Origin of the sequence: Aeromonas sp. 102P, assembly GCF_051920345.1 — a bacterium.
Classification (GTDB): Bacteria; Pseudomonadota; Gammaproteobacteria; order Enterobacterales; family Aeromonadaceae; genus Aeromonas; species Aeromonas veronii.
The window spans coordinates 2,452,090-2,468,843 of record NZ_JBQBCZ010000001.1; the positions used below are offsets into that span (position 1 = coordinate 2,452,090).

A 16,754-nucleotide genomic window follows, 5' to 3' on the forward strand; every position below is an offset into this window, starting at 1 on the left:
CTTATCCCGCCTTGTCTGCAAGTTGACTGATGGGAGGACCGAAGTGGTAGCCGGTCTGCCAGAGCACGATACAGCTGTTGACCACTTTTTCATCGTAATGGATCCCGGCATAGCGGGTCAGTTCGGCAAAGGCGTCACTCAGGGGCATGGCCCGGCGGAACGGGCGATGGGAGGTCATGGCGATCAGCGAGTCGGCCACCCGGATAATGCGTGCCTCCAGGGTAATGGCGTTGCCCGCCAGCCCCTGCGGATAGCCGCTGCCATCGAGGTTTTCGTGGTGCTGCAGCACTATGGTGGCGATGGGCCAGGGGAAGTCGATCTGTTTGAGAATATCGTGGCCGGCCTGGGGGTGCTGCTTGATCAGTTCGAACTCCACCGGCCGCAATTCACGTGGGCGGGTGATGATCTCGGTGGGGATCTGCAGCAGGCCGATATTGTGCACCATGGCCGCTAGTCCCAGCGCATCCAGCCGCTCTTGCCGCAGTTGCATGGCCTGCCCGATGGCCAGTGCCAAATCGCGCACCCTCAGCTCATGGCCCGCACTGTTGCGATCCTTGTGGCTGATGGCGCTGGCGAGGGCACTGATGGTCTGGAACAGCAGGTCACGCTGGTGGCGCTCGCTCTCCTTGAGGCGAGTGATGTCGACCAGGGTGCCGATGATGCCGGCAACCATCCCCTGATGGTCATAGAAGAGATCCTTGAAACAGATGACCTGATAGCGCATGCCATTGCGGTCATGCAACTGCTGTTCGATGCACTGGGGCTGGCGACTTCGCAGCAACTCGGCTTCCCGCATGCTGTAGGCCTCGGCAAGCCCGACTGGCAGCAGCTCCTCGACCCGTCGACCCAGCAGCGCCTCCTTGCCGATGCCGATCACCTGATTGAAGGCCTGGTTGCAGCCCAGAAATCGCCCTTCGATATCTTTGTAGAACACCGGGATCGGGATGGCCTTGAGCAGGGATTCGTTGAAGTGTTTCAGATCCTTCAGTTCGGCCTGCTGACGCAGGGCGAGCAGCTCGCTGTCCTTGCAGAGGGAAATGGCGCGGGCCAGGTTGCCGAGCACCGGGCTGAACAGATGGCAGACCGGTACGATCTGCTGATGTGGCTGGGGGGCGAGCAGCAAGATGAGATACCCCCCTTCAACCTTGAGCCGATAGGCAAAGTGGTAGGGGCGGCTGCCCGGCAGGGGAAGCGTCTGTTGCAGCAGGCAGTGCTCCTCCTCGCTGACCCACCCAGGCAGTGGCAGGGTGGTGCCGGTGTGCTGGCGCAGCTGCTCGTCGCCGATCACCTTGAGCAGCTTGTATCCCTCCTGTTGCTGCTGCAATACCGCGCCAACCGGCGTGGCGCAGTGATGCATAAAACGTTGCAGTACCTTGGTGAGCAGCGCATCCAGCGTCACTTCACGCCCGATGCAGAGCGCCAGATCGCAGACGATGGCCATGGCGTGGTCGTTGTTCATATCAATGCCCCGTTACAGAGAATGGCGCCGTTATGAAATTGGGGGTAATCCCCGTGGCGCACGCTGCCAATTTCGCCAAGGGAGAGGGCTCCTGCCAGATCGCCGGCCCCCGAGTGGGTCAGCAGGGTGTGCAGCTCGGTCACCGTCTGCTGGTCGAAGTGCAGCTGGCGTCCCGCGCAGTAGTAGACCTCCAGCAAGTGTGCCCGGGTGAGGGTTTGTTGCTGGTTGAGGCGCCTGGCCAGTGAGCAGGCATGTTCGGTGGCACTCTCCGGCGCCTTCAGCAGGGTGAGGATGCTGTGCTCTGCGACCTCGCCGGCGCAGAGCAGGGCGCCGTCATCGTTTGCCTCGACGGGGATCCTGACAATCACATCCCCGTTGGCCCGCAGCAGGCCCAGTGGCATGTGCACCACGAAACGGTAGAGCTCCTCGCGCACCATAGTGTGCTGGAATTGCTGGCTGATCAGCCCCTGATATTTTTGAAAGGCCGGTTGCCAGTCGATGTAGGCAATCTTGTTCGCTTCACTGCTGGTGGCCAGCATCGGTTGGGCCGAGAGTTGGTAACCATGTTCCAGAAAGGGAAAGCTGTTGCTGGGCAGCAGCGTGCAGGTGACCCCGTAGGCAAGTTGCCGTTGATTGTCGAACAGGCAGGCAAGGGGGGTGAAGCTGCCGCTGCCTGCGTTGGCGCCGGCATAGTTGACGCGATTGGCCAGTTGCAGATAAAGCGCATCCAGAATGGAGGCGATATTGGGAATGAGGTTGTCGAAGGTCAGAAACAGGGTTGGTGGCGGCGAAGGGGTTGGCCAGGTGGCCAGCATGTTCTCCACCTGTTCCGCAATCCGGTTGGCAAGGGATACTGCGCTGGCCTGCGGTGTCAGGGGCAGCAGTGTGGCGTGATAGGGGTTGGCTCTGGGCAGTAGCCAGGCCCCTTGCGGCAACAATCCTTGCGCACCGATCAGCTGGGGGAAAATGGCGCCATCCAGGGCGATGTTGAAGTCGCGACACAACTGCTGCAACAGGGGAACCTGCGCGCAATCCTGTTCGGCCAGCAGTATGGTCAGCTTGCCTCCTTGCAAGGGTGCCAGCGTGGCAGCCAGTTCTGTCGGGTTAAATTGGCAAACGTAGTGTTGCTTCATCAATCTGAACTCCATTCCAGAATATAACCAATATATCAATAAGGAATTCAAGAGGGTATGAGGATCTCGCCCGGTTCTGGTTGTATGGCAAAAACCATGATGGGTATCACCCTCGCTGACTGATCTGTCATTTGCTTGCTCGCGGAGTGCGCGATGCTGTCGGACCGGAAATAGAAAACCGGCAGCCAAGGCTGCCGGTTTTGCGGGTAATGAGGGGTAGTGACGGTAAAGGTTACTGCAATACCACGTGCTGGAACCCTTGTACCAGGCTGATGACCGGCTGGGGATAGAGCCCCAGCAACACCACCAGCGCTGCAGAGAGCAGCACTACCACACCACCGGAGGAGAGTGCCCAGTCGGCGCTGGCATCGCGCTGCTGCATACCCGGTTCGCGCAGATAGAGGGTCACCATCACCTTGAGGTAGTAGTAGAGACCCAGTGCGCTGCCTAGCACGATGGCACCGGAGAGCCACCAGAGCTGCGCCTCGACGGTGACGCCGATGAGGTAGAACTTGCCGATAAAGCCGAGGGTCATCGGGATGCCCGCGAGTGACAACATCATCACCGTCAGTACGGCAGTCAGATAGGGGCGCTTCCAGAACAGACCGCGATAGCTGTGCAGGGAGTCGGCATCCTTGCCGCGATAGGGGCTCGACATCATGCTCACCACCCCAAAGGCACCCAGGCTGGTGAACAGATACATCAGCAGGTAGACCCCGGCTGCTTCCACCGGCATCTGGCCGAATCGGCTCGCCACGATCACCGCCAGCAGGTAACCGAAGTGGGAGATGGAAGAGTAACCCAGCATCCGTTTGACGTTGGTCTGCACCAGGGCCAGCAGGTTGCCGACCAGGATGGAGATGATCGCCATGGCTGCCAGCAGCCGGTGGATCATGGGATCGCTCGCCGCCGGTACCGCCAGATAGAAACGCAGCAGCACGGCAAAGACCGCCACCTTACTGACGGTGGCGAGGAAGGTGGCGACCGGTGCCGGGGCACCTTCGTAGACATCCGGGGTCCAGAGGTGGAAGGGGGCCAAGGAGAGTTTAAAGGCAAAGCCGACCAGCATTAACCCCAAACCGCCCATCAGCAGCGGATGGTGAGCCGGGCTCTCGGCCAGGGACTGCCCCAGGGCTGCAAAGCTCAAGCTGCCTGCCTGTGCATAGAGCAGCGCCATGCCAAACAGCAGGAAGGCGGTAGCGGCGGCAGAGAGCACCATGTATTTCACCGCGGCTTCCAGAGAGTGGCGCTCGCGGTAGGCGTAACCCACCAGACCGAACATCGGCAGGGTCAACATCTCGATCCCGATAAAGAGAGAGGCGAGGTGACGGGAGCAGGCCAGCACCAGACCACCGGCGGTGGCGATCAGCAGCAGCAGGAAGAACTCCTCCCGGTTGTCCGGATAGGCTTTCAGCCACGACTGGCCGAAGGTACAGGTGGCCAGGGCGCCGATCAGTACCAGCCCCATGTAGAAGACGGCGTAACTGTCCACTTGCAGCAGCGGGGTGACCCCCTGATCCCCTTGCGCCATCACGATGGGCAGCGAGAACAGAGCAAGGTTGAGGCCAACAATGGTCACGGTAAAGGCGGTAGTGACACAGCGGCGCCACGCGATGGCCAGCATCAGGGCCGCCATGGCCCCGGTGGTCAACAGCAGGGGAAGCAGTGCCAGCAGTTGGGAAGCGGAGAAAGTCATTGCAGGGCTCCAGCAGTCGGCAGCAGATACCAGTGCAGCACGTTGATAAGGCTGCTGCTGGCGGTGTCAATCACGGGTTGGGGATAGAGGCCAAGCAGAACCAGCAGGCCCGCGATCACCATCATCATGGTCAGCTCGCGGCGATCCAGTCCCTTGAGCATGCTCTCATCCTTGGCGGGGCCAAAGCAGGCGCGCTGCAACATGATGAGGGAGTAGACAGAGGCCAGTACCAGACCGAAGGTGGCGACTGCAGTGATGACAGGGGCAACCTGGAAGCTGCCGACCAGGATCAGGAACTCGCCGACAAAGTTGCCGGTGCCCGGCATGCCAAGCGACGCCACCGAGAAGAAGAGCATCACGCCGGGCAGATAGCGCAGGCGTCCCCACAGGCCGCCCATCTGGCGCAAATCCCGGGTGTGTAACCGCTCGTAGAGCTGACCGCAGAGGATAAAGAGGCCGGCTGCGGAGAGACCGTGGGCGATCATCTGCACCACGGCGCCCTGCAGGGCCAGCTCGCTCCCCGAGTAGATAGCGATCATCACAAAGCCCATGTGGGAGATGCTGGTGTAGGCTACCAGCCGTTTGATGTCGGTCTGGGCAAAGGCCACGATGGCGCCATACACGATGCCGACAAGACCCAGCACCATGGCGTAGGGAGCAAATTCGGCGGACGCCTCGGGGAAGAGCGGCAAGGCAAAGCGCAGCAGACCATAGGCGGCGGTTTTGAGCAAAATACCGGCCAAATCCACCGAGCCTGCGGTCGGCGCCTGACTGTGGGCATCCGGCAGCCAGCCGTGCAGCGGTACCAGCGGCATCTTGACCGCGAAGGCGATAAAGAAGCCCAGCATCAGCAGCCACTGAACGCCCTTGCTCATCGGGGTATTGAGCAGCTCCAGATAGTTGAAGGTGAAGACTCCGGTGGCATGCTGGTGGGTCAGCACCAGCCCGATGATGGCCACCAGCATGATAAGGCCCGAAACCTGGGTGTAGATAAAGAACTTGGTTGCTGCGTTGATCCGTGATTTGCCGTCAGTGACCGAATGGCCCCAGAGCGCAATCAGGAAGTACATGGGGACCAGCATCATCTCCCAGAAGAAGAAGAAGAGGAACAGGTCCAGCGCCATAAAGACCCCGAGCACGCCGCCCAGGATCCAGAGCAGGTTGAGGTGGAAGAAGCCGATGCGCTGCACGATCTCTTTCCACGAACAGAGAATGGCCAGTACCCCGATAAAGCAGGTGAGGATCACCATCAAGAGCGACAGGCCATCCACCGCCAGATGCAAAGAGATGCCGAAGCGGGGGATCCACTGCAGGCGCCACTCGGCGGCCCAGGCGGAGGCAGCACCAGAGACGCCCGCGCTGTCGAGACCCGTGGTGGCAAGGGAGAAGTCTCCACTTAGCCAGATGGCACAGGAGAGCAGCAGGCTGGCGCTCATGGAGAGCAGGGCTACCCAGCGGACAAACTGCCCGCCGAGACGCTCCATCTGCCAGCAGAGCAAGCCGCCGATAAAAGGAATTAGCAAGATCCAGAGTAAGGTCACGGTATCAGCTCTCGTTCAAGTTCATATGAGATTGCGCTCCCTGTTCCATCAGGGAGAGCAAACAGCCTGGCTGTATGATTGTCCGGTTGTTCATCGCGTTATCCCAGCAGCAACAGCGCCAGCACCAGCACGGCACCGATCCCCATGGAGGCGGCATACCAGCGCAACTTGCCGGTCACGGTCCAGGCCAGCAGCTGGTTGCCACGCAGGGCAAGCCAGGCGGGCAGGCCCATCATCCAGTCCAGCGGATCCTGCCCGACCAGACGGGTCGCCAGCAGATAGGGTTTGACCCACAGCTGGTCGTAGAGCCAGTCAAAGCCCCAGGCGTTGAACCAGAGGGTGCTGAGCAGGCGGCCCGGCGCGCTGTTGGCAATGGAGGTGGCCAGACGGCGCTCACCAAGGAACAGAAACGCGGCCAGCGCAATGCCTGCGATGGCGATGATGCCAGAGGCTACCTCCAGTGCATGGCGACCCTCTTCGATATGGTCCCCCGGGCCTGCGGGTAGTACACCTGCCAGTGGCGGGGTGATCAGCGCGCCGATGCCGGTAGAAAGCACCAGCAGCACCAGCAGCGGCAGGTGGTGAGCCAGACCGTGGCCGGCGTGGGCTTTGGTCTGCTCTTTGCCATGGAAGGCGATAAAGATCAGCCGGAAGGTATAGAGCGAGGTGAGGAATGCCCCTACCAGACCTGCCCACAGCAGCGCGCTTTGGCCAGAGGCCTCTACTTGCCACAGGATGGCGTCCTTACTGTAGAAACCGGAAGTGACCAGCGGCAACGCCGCCAGCGCCGAGCCCCCCACCAGGAAGCAGGCATAGACCAGCGGCAAACTCTTGCGCAGGCCACCCATCTTGAAGATGTTCTGCTCATGGTGGCAGGCAACGATAACGGCACCGGCGGAGAGGAACAGCAGCGCCTTGAAGAAGGCGTGGGTCATCAGGTGGAAGATGGCCCCTTCCCAAGCGCCGACACCCAGTGCCAGAAACATGTAGCCAATCTGGCTCATGGTGGAGTAGGCAAGGATCCGCTTGATATCGGTCTGAACCAGCGCGGCAAAGCCTGCCAGCACTAGGGTGATGGCGCCAACCAGCCCGACCAGATGGAGGATCTCTGGCGCCAGCAGGAACAGGCCGTGGGTACGGGCAATCAGGTAGACACCGGCGGTCACCATGGTGGCGGCGTGGATCAGCGCAGAGACCGGGGTCGGGCCTGCCATCGCATCCGCCAGCCAGGTTTGCAGCGGCAGTTGTGCCGATTTGCCGACCGCGCCGCCCAAGAGCATCAGGCAGGCCAGCGACAGGGCAGGGGAGCCCTCGGCAAACAGGGTCGGGGCACGAACCAGCAGCTCGTGGATATTGAGGGTGCCCAGTTCCCGATAGAGGATAAACAGGCCGATGGCGAGGAAGACATCACCCACCCGGGTCACGACAAATGCCTTGAGGGCGGCCGCTCCGTTCTTGCGATCCTTGTAGTAGAAGCCGATCAGCAGATAGCTGCACAGCCCCACCCCTTCCCAGCCGAGGTAGACAAACAGCAGGTCATCGGCCAGCACCAGAAACAGCATGCTGGCGATAAAGAGGTTGGTGTAGGTGAAGAAGCGGGAGTAACCCTCTTCCCCGCGCATATACCAGGAGGCGAACAGGTGGATAAAGAAACCGACCCCAGTCACCACCCCCAGCATGGTCAGCGACAGGCCATCCAGTGCCAGCGAGAAGCTCGGGGTAAAGTTGCCCACCGCCATCCATTGCCACAGGCGCTGGACATAGACGCCCCCCTCGGGCGGGTTGCCCAGAAAGTCGATGCCCACCCACAGGGTAGTGAGGGCCGACAGGCCAATGGAGCCCACCCCGATCATTGCAGAGGTACGCTCACCAAACCGGCCGAGGGAGAAGGCCAGCACCAGCCATCCCAGCAGCGGAAATAGAAAAGTCAGATATAAGAGGCTCATCCGCGCATCTCGCTCACAGTGTCCACGTTTAGAGTGTGGTAACGACGATAGAGCAGCAGTAACAGGGCAAGGCCGATACTGGCCTCCGCTGCCGCCAGAGAAATCACCAGGATATACATGATCTGGCCATCGGCTTGGGCCCAGCGGCTACCCGCCACCACAAACGCCAGTGCCGAGGCATTCATCATGATCTCGATACTCATCAGGATGTAGAGCAGGTTGCGGCGGATCAGCAGACCGCACAAGCCGATGCAGAAGAGCACCGCGGCCAGCAGGAGGCCGTGCTCCATAGGGATTCCATTCATTGCTGACCTCCTTCTTGTGCAGAGCGGGAAGCAGAGCGCGGGACGGAGAGCACTTCACCGCTCTTCTCTTCCCGACCCAGGTGATAGGCGGTTACCAGACCCGCCAGCAGCAGGATGGAGGCGAGCTCCACCGCCAGCACATAGGGGCCAAAGAGTTCGACACCTACCTGCTTGGCGGTCACTTCGGTCACCCCGATCAGGCCCCCGGTCACTCCGAGAATGCCGTGGGCCAGAAAGCCCAGCAGGATCAGCGAGAGCAGGGCAGGGCCCCCCCAGGTCATGGGGGTGAGCCACTTTTTCTCCTGCGCCTGGGCACTCCCCAGGTTCAGCATCATCACCACGAACACGAACAGCACCATGATGGCGCCAGCGTAGACGATCACCTGCAGGGCGCCCGCAAAGGCGGCACCCAGGCAGAAGAAGATCATGGCCACGGCGATGAGGGAGATGATGAGATTGAGCAGCGCATGCATGGGATTGCTGGTGCTGATCACCCGCAGCGTGCTGTAAATGGCCACCAGGGCCGAGGCATAAAATGCCAGTTCCATGATTGACTCCTCAGGGCAGCAGGCTCTTGACATCGATGGGCTTGGCTTCGTTTTCGGCATCCCCTTTCGGCTTGCCGTCGATGGCCATCCCGCTCATGCGGTAGAAGTTGTAGTCCGGGTATTTGCCGGGCCCGCTGATCAGCAGATCTTCCTTCTCGTACACCAGATCCTGGCGGCGATACTCACCCATCTCGAAATCCGGTGTCAGCTGGATGGCGGTGGTGGGGCAAGCCTCTTCACACAGGCCGCAGAAGATGCAGCGAGAGAAGTTGATGCGAAAGAACTCCGGATACCAGCGACCATCTTCCCGCTCGGATTTTTGCAGCGAGATGCAGCCGACCGGGCAGGCAACTGCGCAGAGGTTGCAGGCCACGCAGCGCTCGTCCCCGTCGGGGTCGCGGGTCAGCACGATGCGACCGCGGTAGCGGGGGGCCGCATAGACTGCCTGCTCCGGATAGTTGAGGGTTTCACGGGGCCGCCAGGCATGGGAGAAGACCATGGCCAGACTGCGTAACTGGGTGCCGACACCCTGAATAATGCTAAAAATTTTCATATTGAGTGCCTCACTGCGTACTTATCAGTACAACTGCCGCGGTGACCAGCATATTGATCAGGGTCAGCGGCAAGCAGACTTTCCAGCCAAACGACATCACCTGGTCAAAGCGCGGGCGAGGCAGGGAGGCCCGCAGCAGGATGAAGAACACCATGAAACAGGCGGTCTTCAGGGCAAACCAGATGAAGGGGGGCAGCCAGGGGCCGTGCCAGCCACCGAAGAAGAGGGTCACGATGAGCGAGGAGATCAGCACGATGCCGATATATTCGCCCACGAAGAAGAGACCCCACTTCATCCCCGCATACTCGATGTGATAGCCATCGGCGAGCTCCTGCTCGGCTTCTGGCTGATCGAACGGGTGACGGTGGGTGACGGCGACACCGGCAAACAGGAAGGTGACAAAGCCCAGGATCTGGGGCACCACGTTCCACAAGTCTGCCTGTGCCTCGACGATATCCCGCAGGTTGAAACTGCCGGTCTGGATCACAATCCCCATCAGGGATAGCCCGAGAAACACCTCGTAGGAGAGAGTCTGGGCCGAGGCGCGCAAGCTGCCGAGCAATGAGTATTTGTTGTTGCTCGACCAGCCGGCGAACAGCACCGCATAGACAGCCAGCCCTGCGATGGCCAGGATGTAGAGCAGCCCCACATTGAGATCCGCCACGCCCCAGGTGGGGGTGATGGGCACCACCGCAAACGCCAGAATAAAGGCGGTGAAGGCGATGATGGGGGCCAGGATAAAGATCCGCCGATCAGCGAACGGCGGGATCCAGTCCTCCTTGAAGAACATCTTGATCATGTCGGCGGCCAGCTGGAGCAGACCAAACGGCCCCACCCGGTTGGGGCCATAGCGATCCTGCCACAGGGCCAGCAGGCGACGCTCGATGAAGCTCATGAAGGCGCCAGCCCCCACGATCCCCACCAGCACGAGCAGTGCCTTGCCGACCTCCAGCAACAGATCGATCAGCGAGTCGCTCATGCGATGACCTCCTGCAGGTTATTGATATATGCCTGCTGCAGCGCAGTTGGCAGGCCGTTGACGCCAAGGGGCAGACCCACCAGACCGGCCGCCAGCTGCTCGCTCAGACGCAGACGCAGTTGCCAGTGGCTGCCACCCCAGGAGAAGGAAACTTGATTGCCTGCATGCAGGGCCAGACGCTGCGCATCGGCCGGATTCAGCACCAGCTCGGGCTCGTTCATCCGGGTCTGGATGACCGGGCTGCGGGCGGAGAGCTCCTCGCCACCAAACAACTGGACATAGTTGACCACTTGCAGCGCATCCTCTGCCTTGAAGGGGGAGGGGATGGTAGTAAACCAGCCAAGGGTATCTTCGCTTGCTTCCAGCAGACGGCGACCCGGATCACCGGCGCGCAGTTTGCCACCCACTTCATCCTGGAACTTGTTCCAGGCGGAAGGAGAGTTCCAGCCCGGTGCCCAGGCGAACGGTACTTGCGGCAGCGGCTGACGGGCTCCGGCATACCCTTCCATGGAGAAGTTGAAGGGGGAGTCCGGATCCTGAGCCACCCGTGGCTCGCTGACATTCTGGTTGGCCAGCATGGAGGTGCGGCCACTGTAGCGGTGCGGTTCACGAGCCAGACGCATGCCGCGGATCCGCAAGCCTGCGTTGGGGGCAGCTTCCAGCATGGTGGCCAGCAGCGGATTGCTGGTGGCGCAGTCATGGTTGACCTGGTCGAAGTTCTGCCAGCGCAGCGGCTTGCGTTCGATCGCCCCTTGCAGCGCCGCCAGCCAGCGCCACCCTTCACGCACCTGAATATCGGCGTTGTAGAAGGCTGGGGCATAGACCTGGAAGAAGCGCTGGGCGCGACCTTCCATGTTCACCAGGGTGCCATCGGCTTCGGCAAAGCTGGCGGCCGGCAGGATCAGATCAGCCTTGTTGGCGGTCGGGGTCGCCTGATGGTCGATGACCAGCAGGTATTGCAGCCGTGCCAGCGCAGCATCCACCCGGTTGCGCGGCGCGCGGCGGTAGAGATCGTTCTCCAGGGTGACCAGCGCCAACCCCTCTTCTGACTCGATACGCGCAAGGGCGGCTTCGAGCGACTTGTCTGACAAGGTTTGAGCGCCCTGCATGGCCAGACCCAGCGAGTTGGCCTCCTGGCCAACCAGCGCGATGCTGGCTTCCAGTCCTCGGCCTTTCAGGGCGCGGGCAATGTTGCTTGCCGCCTCAAGCAGCGCCACATCGCGGGCAGTGGAGCCTGCAATGATGAGCGGCTTCCTGGCGTTGCCGAGCAGCTCGGCCCAGCGAGCCGCTTGTGCCTGCTGTTCGGGGCAGAGGTCGGCCACGGCCGGTGCACTCGGGTCGAGCAGGTTGGCGATGGCAAAGCCAATGCGCGCCTGATCGGCATAGGGGGCGTGCAGCTTGTCGGCCGCTACATCGTCCAGACGGGTGGTGTCGAGACTGGTGATGAGCAGCGGGTAGCGCTCGTTCTGACCCAGGGTCTGAACGGCGGCGACTTGCCACAGATCGACCTTCATCTTGCGGGCCAGCTCGCGAGCCTTGCCCTTGACCGACTGACGCAGCGCCAGCGCGATACGGGCGGCGCTCATGGTGACATCTTCGCCGAGCACCAGAATGGCGTCGGCCTCTTCCATGTCCCGCAGGCTCGGAGTCGGCACGCCGCCCTGTTGCAGGATCTGTAGCATCTTCAGCTGACAGGCCCACTCGGCCTGCTCGACGCCTGCGTAGAAGTTGGCTTCACCCACCAGCTCGCGCAGGGCAAAGTTGCTCTCCAGCGAGGCGCGGGGCGAGCCGATGCCGATGAGGCCGCGGGCCGTGCGCAGGGCATCGGCGGCTCGGTTGAGGGCGCCATCGACCGTGATGGTCAGCTGGTCGTTGCCATCTTTGAGCAGCGGTTGGCGCGGGCGGTCGGCCAGATTGACGTAGCCATAGCCAAAGCGGCCACGGTCACAGAGGAAGTAGTGGTTGACGCTGCCGTGGAAGCGGTTTTCGATGCGGCGCAGCTCGCCATAACGCTCGCCCGGACTGATGTTGCAGCCCACGGAGCATTGCTGGCAGATGCTGGGGGCAAATTGCATGTCCCACTTTCGGTTGTAACGTTCGGAGTGGGTCTTGTCGGTGAAGACACCGGTGGGGCAGACCTCCACCAGGTTGCCGGAAAATTCACTCTCCAGGGTGCCATCCTCGACCCGCCCGAAATAGACGTTGTCGTGGGCACCGTAGACCCCGAGATCCTCGCCACCGGCATAATCCTTGTAGTAACGGACGCAGCGGTAGCAGGCGATGCAGCGGTTCATCTCGTGACCGATGAAGGGGCCCAGCTCCTGATTCTGGTGGGTGCGTTTGGTGAAACGGTAGCGACGGCTGTTGTGGCCTGTCATCACCGTCATGTCCTGCAGGTGGCAGGCGCCGCCCTCTTCACACACCGGGCAGTCGTGGGGGTGGTTGGTCATCAGCCACTCCACCACGCTCTTGCGAAATTCTTTAGCCTCTTCATCCTCGATGGCGATGTAGCTGCCATCGGTGGCCGGGGTCATGCAGGACATGACCAGCCGGCCGCGCTTGTCATCGGCATTCTGATACTGTTTCACCGCACACTGGCGGCAGGCTCCCACGCTACCCAGCGCCGGGTGCCAGCAGAAATAGGGGACGTCCAGACCCAGCGACAGACAGGCTTGCAGCAGGTTATCTGCCCCGTCTACCTCATACTCTTTGCCGTCTACATAAATGGTTGCCATACAACTTCCCTGAAACCTGTTTTGTGAAATCTGTGGTGTCGTTACCAGCGCTCGCCCAGCAGATTGGGCTGGATCCCTTTGACCGGCTTGCGGTTGTCGCCGCTGCCTTTGATCCCGGCCTCGAATTCGGATCGGAAATATTTGATGGCGCTGGCCAGCGGCTCGACGGCGCCCGGTGCGTGGGCGCAGAAGGTCTTGCCCGGGCCAAGGAAGCCACAGAGCTGCTCTAGGGTCGCCAGATCGCCGGATTGCCCTTCGCCACGCTCCAGTGCCCGCAGCAGCTTGACGCTCCAGGGCAGGCCGTCGCGGCAGGGCGTGCACCAGCCGCACGACTCGCGGGCGAAGAACTCCTCCATGTTGCGCAGTAAGGAGACCATGCTGATGGAGTCATCCACCGCCATGGCGAGGCCAGTCCCCATCCGGGTGCCGACCTTGCCGATACCGGCGGTATACATCTGGGCATCGAGGTGCTCCGGCAGCAGGAAGCCGGTTCCCGCGCCGCCCGGTTGCCACGCTTTCAGGCGATAGCCGCTCTTCATCCCGCCGGCGTAATTTTCAAACAGCTCGCGGGCGGTGATGCCAAAGGGCAGCTCCCAGACCCCGGGGTTGTTCACCTTGCCGGAGAAACCCATCAGCTTGGTGCCGTGATCTTCCGAGCCCGGCAGCGCCAGCCCGTGATACCAGGCGACTCCGTTGCCGATGATGGCGGGGACGTTGCAGAGGGTTTCGACGTTGTTGACGCAGGTGGGTTTGCCCCAGACGCCGGAGACGGCGGGGAAGGGGGGTTTGGCGCGCGGGTTGGCACGGCGCCCTTCCAGCGAATTGATCAACGCCGTCTCTTCACCACAGATGTAGCGGCCGGCGCCGGTGTGGACGAACAGCTCGAAGTCAAAACCGGATCCCAGAATGTTCTTGCCCAGTAGACCGGCGGCCTTGGCCTCTTCCACCGCACGGCGCAGGTGGATGGCGGCATCCACATACTCGCCGCGCAGGAAGATATAGCCGCGATAGGCTTTGAGCGCCCGGGCACTGATGATCATCCCCTCGATCAGCAGGTGGGGCAGTTGCTCCATCAGCAGGCGATCTTTCCAGGTGTTGGGCTCCATCTCGTCGGCGTTGCAGAGCAGGTAGCGGATGTTCATGCTCTCGTCTTTGGGCATCAGCCCCCACTTCACACCCGTGGGGAAGCCCGCGCCGCCACGCCCCTTGAGACCGGCATCCTTGACGGTACTGACAATCTCGTCCGGGCTCATCTGGCCGAGCGCCTTGCGGGCGGCTTCATAGCCCTGTTTGGCCTGATACTCCTCCAGCCACACCGGCTGGCCGTCATCCCGCAGCCGCCAGGTGAGCGGGTGGGTCTCGGGGGCTCGCGGGGTGCGATTGGCGGTGCCAAGAGAGGCGAGGATCTTGTTCTGCGGCAGGCTCATGGGTAAGCCTCCAGGGTTTTCAGCAAGGTCACCGGATCGAGACCGCCATAGGTGTCGTCATCGATCATGATGGCTGGCCCCTTGTCGCAGTTGCCAAGGCAGCAGACCGGCAGCAGGGTGAAGCGGCCATCCGGGGTAGTTTGACCGGGGCCGAGGTTCATCACCTCCTTGAGACCGGCCAGCAGATCTTCATGGCCATTGATGTAGCAGACCATGCTGTCGCAGACGCGGATGATGTGACGCCCCACCGGCTGGCGGAAGATCTGGCTGTAGAAGGTGGCGACCCCCTCCACGTCGCTGGCGGGAATGCCGAGCTCGGCCGCGATGGCATGAATGGCGCCGTCGGGAACCCAGCCTCTGGCCTGTTGCACGATCTTGAGCGCTTCGATGCTGGCGGCGCGGGGATCTTCGTAGTGGTGTTTCTCGTGTTCGATGGCATCGCGTTCAGCCTGGCTCAGAACGAAGTCGTCCTGTTTGCTGCTGCATGCCCCTTGCCCCTGTGGGGTCTGATTATTGTGACACTGACATTGCTGGCTCATGACTTGACCTTTGGTGGCTTGTCCTTTTACTGCTCGTCCGGCGATCCCTATTCCCGATTCCCGGCCATGGCCGGGAGGGCGGATCACTTAACGGTCCACATCCGACATAACAAAATCGATACTGCCCAGATAGACGATGAGGTCCGACACCATGCTGCCCTTGATCACCGAGGGGATCTGCTGCAGGTGAGCAAAGCTCGGGGTGCGGATCCGGGTCCGGTAACTCATGGTGGAGCCGTCACTGGTCAGGTAGTAACTGTTGACCCCCTTGGTCGCCTCAATCATCTGGAACGACTCGGCAGCGGGCATCACCGGGCCCCAAGACACTTGCAGGAAGTGGTTGATCAGGGTCTCGATGTGCTGCAAGGTGCGCTCTTTGGGCGGCGGGGTGGTGAGCGGATGATCCGCCTTGAAGGGGCCCTCCGGCATGTTCTTCATGCACTGCTCGATGATCGACATGCTCTGGCGGATCTCCTCGATCCGCACGGTGGCTCTGTCGTAGGCATCACCATTGCTGCCGACCGGCACTTCAAAGTCGAACTGATCGTAACCGGAGTAGGGACGCCACTTGCGCACGTCGAAGTTGAGGCCGGTGGCGCGCAATCCGGCCCCCGTGGTACCCCAGGACAACGCCTGCTCGGTGGTGTAGGCAGAGACGCCTATGGTGCGACCGCGCAGAATGCTGTTGCGCATCGCCGCTTTCTCGTAATCCATCAGCCGCTTGGGCAGCCAGCTCAGCAGGTTGTCCTGCACCAGCCGCTGCCATCCCTTCGGCAAGTCGTGGGCCACACCGCCGATACGGAACCAGGCCGGGTGCATGCGGGCACCGGTGATCGCTTCGATGATGGTGTAGATCTTCTGCCGGTCGGTGAAGGTGAAGAAGACCGGGGTCATGGCCCCCACGTCCTGGATATAGGTTCCGAGGAACAAGAGGTGGCTCTGGATGCGGAACAGCTCCGCCATCATCACCCGGATCATGTCGACCCGCTGCGGCACCTTGATGCCGGCCAGCTTCTCGACCGCCAGCACATAGGGGAGGTTGTTCATCACCCCGCCCAGATACTCGACCCGGTCGGTATAGGGGATGTAGCTGTGCCAGGACTGGCGCTCACCCATCTTCTCGGCACCACGATGGTGGTAGCCGATGTCGGGCACGCAGTTGCGGATCTCCTCGCCATCGAGTTGCAACACCAACCGGAAGGCGCCGTGAGCAGAGGGGTGGTTGGGGCCGAGGTTGAGGAACATGTAGTCCTCATTCTCGTTGCCGCGGGCCAGCCCCCACTCTTCCGGTTTGAACAGCAGGTTCTCCTGCTCCATGTCCTGTTTGGCGGCATCGAGCATGAAGGGATCGAATTCGGTAGCGCGCGCCGGGTAATCCTTGCGCAGCGGGTGACCCTGCCAGCTCTTGGGCATCATGATGCGGGTCAGATGGGGGTGGCCATCGAAGGTGATGCCCATCAGATCCCACACTTCCCGCTCGTACCAATTGGCATTGGGGAAGTGGTTGGTGATGGTGGGCAGATGCAGGTCACTCTCGGCCAGCGCCACTTTCAGCATCACATCGGCGTTACGGTCGATGGAGATGAGGTGATAGAAGACGGTGAAATCGCTCTGGGGCAGACCTTCGCGATGGCTGCGCAGCCGCTCATCGGTGGCGCTGAGATCAAACAGCATCACAAACGGGGAGGGCACCTTGCGCAAAAAGCCCATCACATCCTGCAGCAGTTCGCGGGGGAGCCAGACCACCGGCACGCCGGTGCGCGTGGTCTGCACGGTGAAGTGCTCGGCCCCGAAGTGGGCAAACAGTTCGCCAATGACTTTGGCATCCTTGTGGTCGCTGGGCTGCCACTGGGCCATGGCGTAATTGCTGGGAAAATCACGAGTCAGTTTCAT

13 protein-coding genes are annotated in these 16,754 nt (G+C 61.6%); all 13 read right to left on the minus strand.

The window, feature by feature from the left end:
• Nucleotide 1 precedes the first annotated feature (1 nt).
• Nucleotides 2-1,459, minus strand: a complete 1,458-nt coding sequence (locus ACTG1K_RS11645; protein ID WP_167572558.1) for an HD-GYP domain-containing protein — start codon at nt 1,457-1,459, stop codon at nt 2-4.
• Nucleotides 1,456-2,592 carry an FIST signal transduction protein gene (locus tag ACTG1K_RS11650; RefSeq protein ID WP_440005421.1) on the minus strand — a complete coding sequence of 379 codons (1,137 nt, stop codon included), beginning with the start codon at nt 2,590-2,592 and terminating at the stop codon, nt 1,456-1,458. Before ACTG1K_RS11650 ends, ACTG1K_RS11645 begins: the two co-directional genes overlap by 4 nt.
• Nucleotides 2,593-2,824: 232 nt before the next feature.
• Entirely contained in the window at nt 2,825-4,288 is a 1,464-nt protein-coding gene (gene nuoN / locus ACTG1K_RS11655) for an NADH-quinone oxidoreductase subunit NuoN (RefSeq protein WP_440005423.1), read from the minus strand.
• Nucleotides 4,285-5,829 carry an NADH-quinone oxidoreductase subunit M gene (nuoM, locus tag ACTG1K_RS11660; protein WP_421278149.1) on the minus strand — a complete coding sequence of 515 codons (1,545 nt, stop codon included), beginning with the start codon at nt 5,827-5,829 and terminating at the stop codon, nt 4,285-4,287. Before nuoM ends, nuoN begins: the two co-directional genes overlap by 4 nt.
• A gap of 98 nt (nt 5,830-5,927) precedes the next feature.
• Entirely contained in the window at nt 5,928-7,775 is a 1,848-nt protein-coding gene (gene nuoL, locus ACTG1K_RS11665) for an NADH-quinone oxidoreductase subunit L (protein ID WP_440005426.1), read from the minus strand.
• Nucleotides 7,772-8,080, minus strand: coding sequence for an NADH-quinone oxidoreductase subunit NuoK (nuoK, locus tag ACTG1K_RS11670; RefSeq protein ID WP_005337247.1), 309 nt, complete (start codon nt 8,078-8,080; stop codon nt 7,772-7,774). The genes nuoL and nuoK overlap by 4 nt, the downstream gene beginning before the upstream one ends.
• Complete coding sequence (gene nuoJ, locus ACTG1K_RS11675; RefSeq protein WP_005337246.1) at nt 8,077-8,628, minus strand: NADH-quinone oxidoreductase subunit J; 552 nt, start codon at nt 8,626-8,628, stop codon at nt 8,077-8,079. Before nuoJ ends, nuoK begins: the two co-directional genes overlap by 4 nt.
• 10 nt (nt 8,629-8,638) lie before the next feature.
• Nucleotides 8,639-9,181: an NADH-quinone oxidoreductase subunit NuoI gene (nuoI, locus tag ACTG1K_RS11680; protein WP_167572562.1), complete on the minus strand. Its 543-nt coding sequence runs from the start codon at nt 9,179-9,181 to the stop codon at nt 8,639-8,641.
• Between the two features lie 10 nt (nt 9,182-9,191).
• Entirely contained in the window at nt 9,192-10,160 is a 969-nt protein-coding gene (gene nuoH, locus ACTG1K_RS11685; protein WP_338711457.1) for an NADH-quinone oxidoreductase subunit NuoH, read from the minus strand.
• Nucleotides 10,157-12,895 (minus strand): NADH-quinone oxidoreductase subunit NuoG, encoded by a 2,739-nt coding sequence (nuoG, locus tag ACTG1K_RS11690; RefSeq protein WP_440005428.1) that lies wholly within the window; start codon nt 12,893-12,895, stop codon nt 10,157-10,159. Before nuoG ends, nuoH begins: the two co-directional genes overlap by 4 nt.
• Nucleotides 12,896-12,936: 41 nt before the next feature.
• On the minus strand, nt 12,937-14,322 hold the full coding sequence (gene nuoF, locus ACTG1K_RS11695) for an NADH-quinone oxidoreductase subunit NuoF (protein WP_139463864.1): 1,386 nt from the start codon (nt 14,320-14,322) through the stop codon (nt 12,937-12,939).
• Nucleotides 14,319-14,861 (minus strand): NADH-quinone oxidoreductase subunit NuoE, encoded by a 543-nt coding sequence (nuoE, locus tag ACTG1K_RS11700; RefSeq protein ID WP_005337236.1) that lies wholly within the window; start codon nt 14,859-14,861, stop codon nt 14,319-14,321. The genes nuoF and nuoE overlap by 4 nt, the downstream gene beginning before the upstream one ends.
• A gap of 87 nt (nt 14,862-14,948) precedes the next feature.
• Nucleotides 14,949-16,754, minus strand: a complete 1,806-nt coding sequence (gene nuoC, locus ACTG1K_RS11705; protein WP_064341151.1) for an NADH-quinone oxidoreductase subunit C/D — start codon at nt 16,752-16,754, stop codon at nt 14,949-14,951.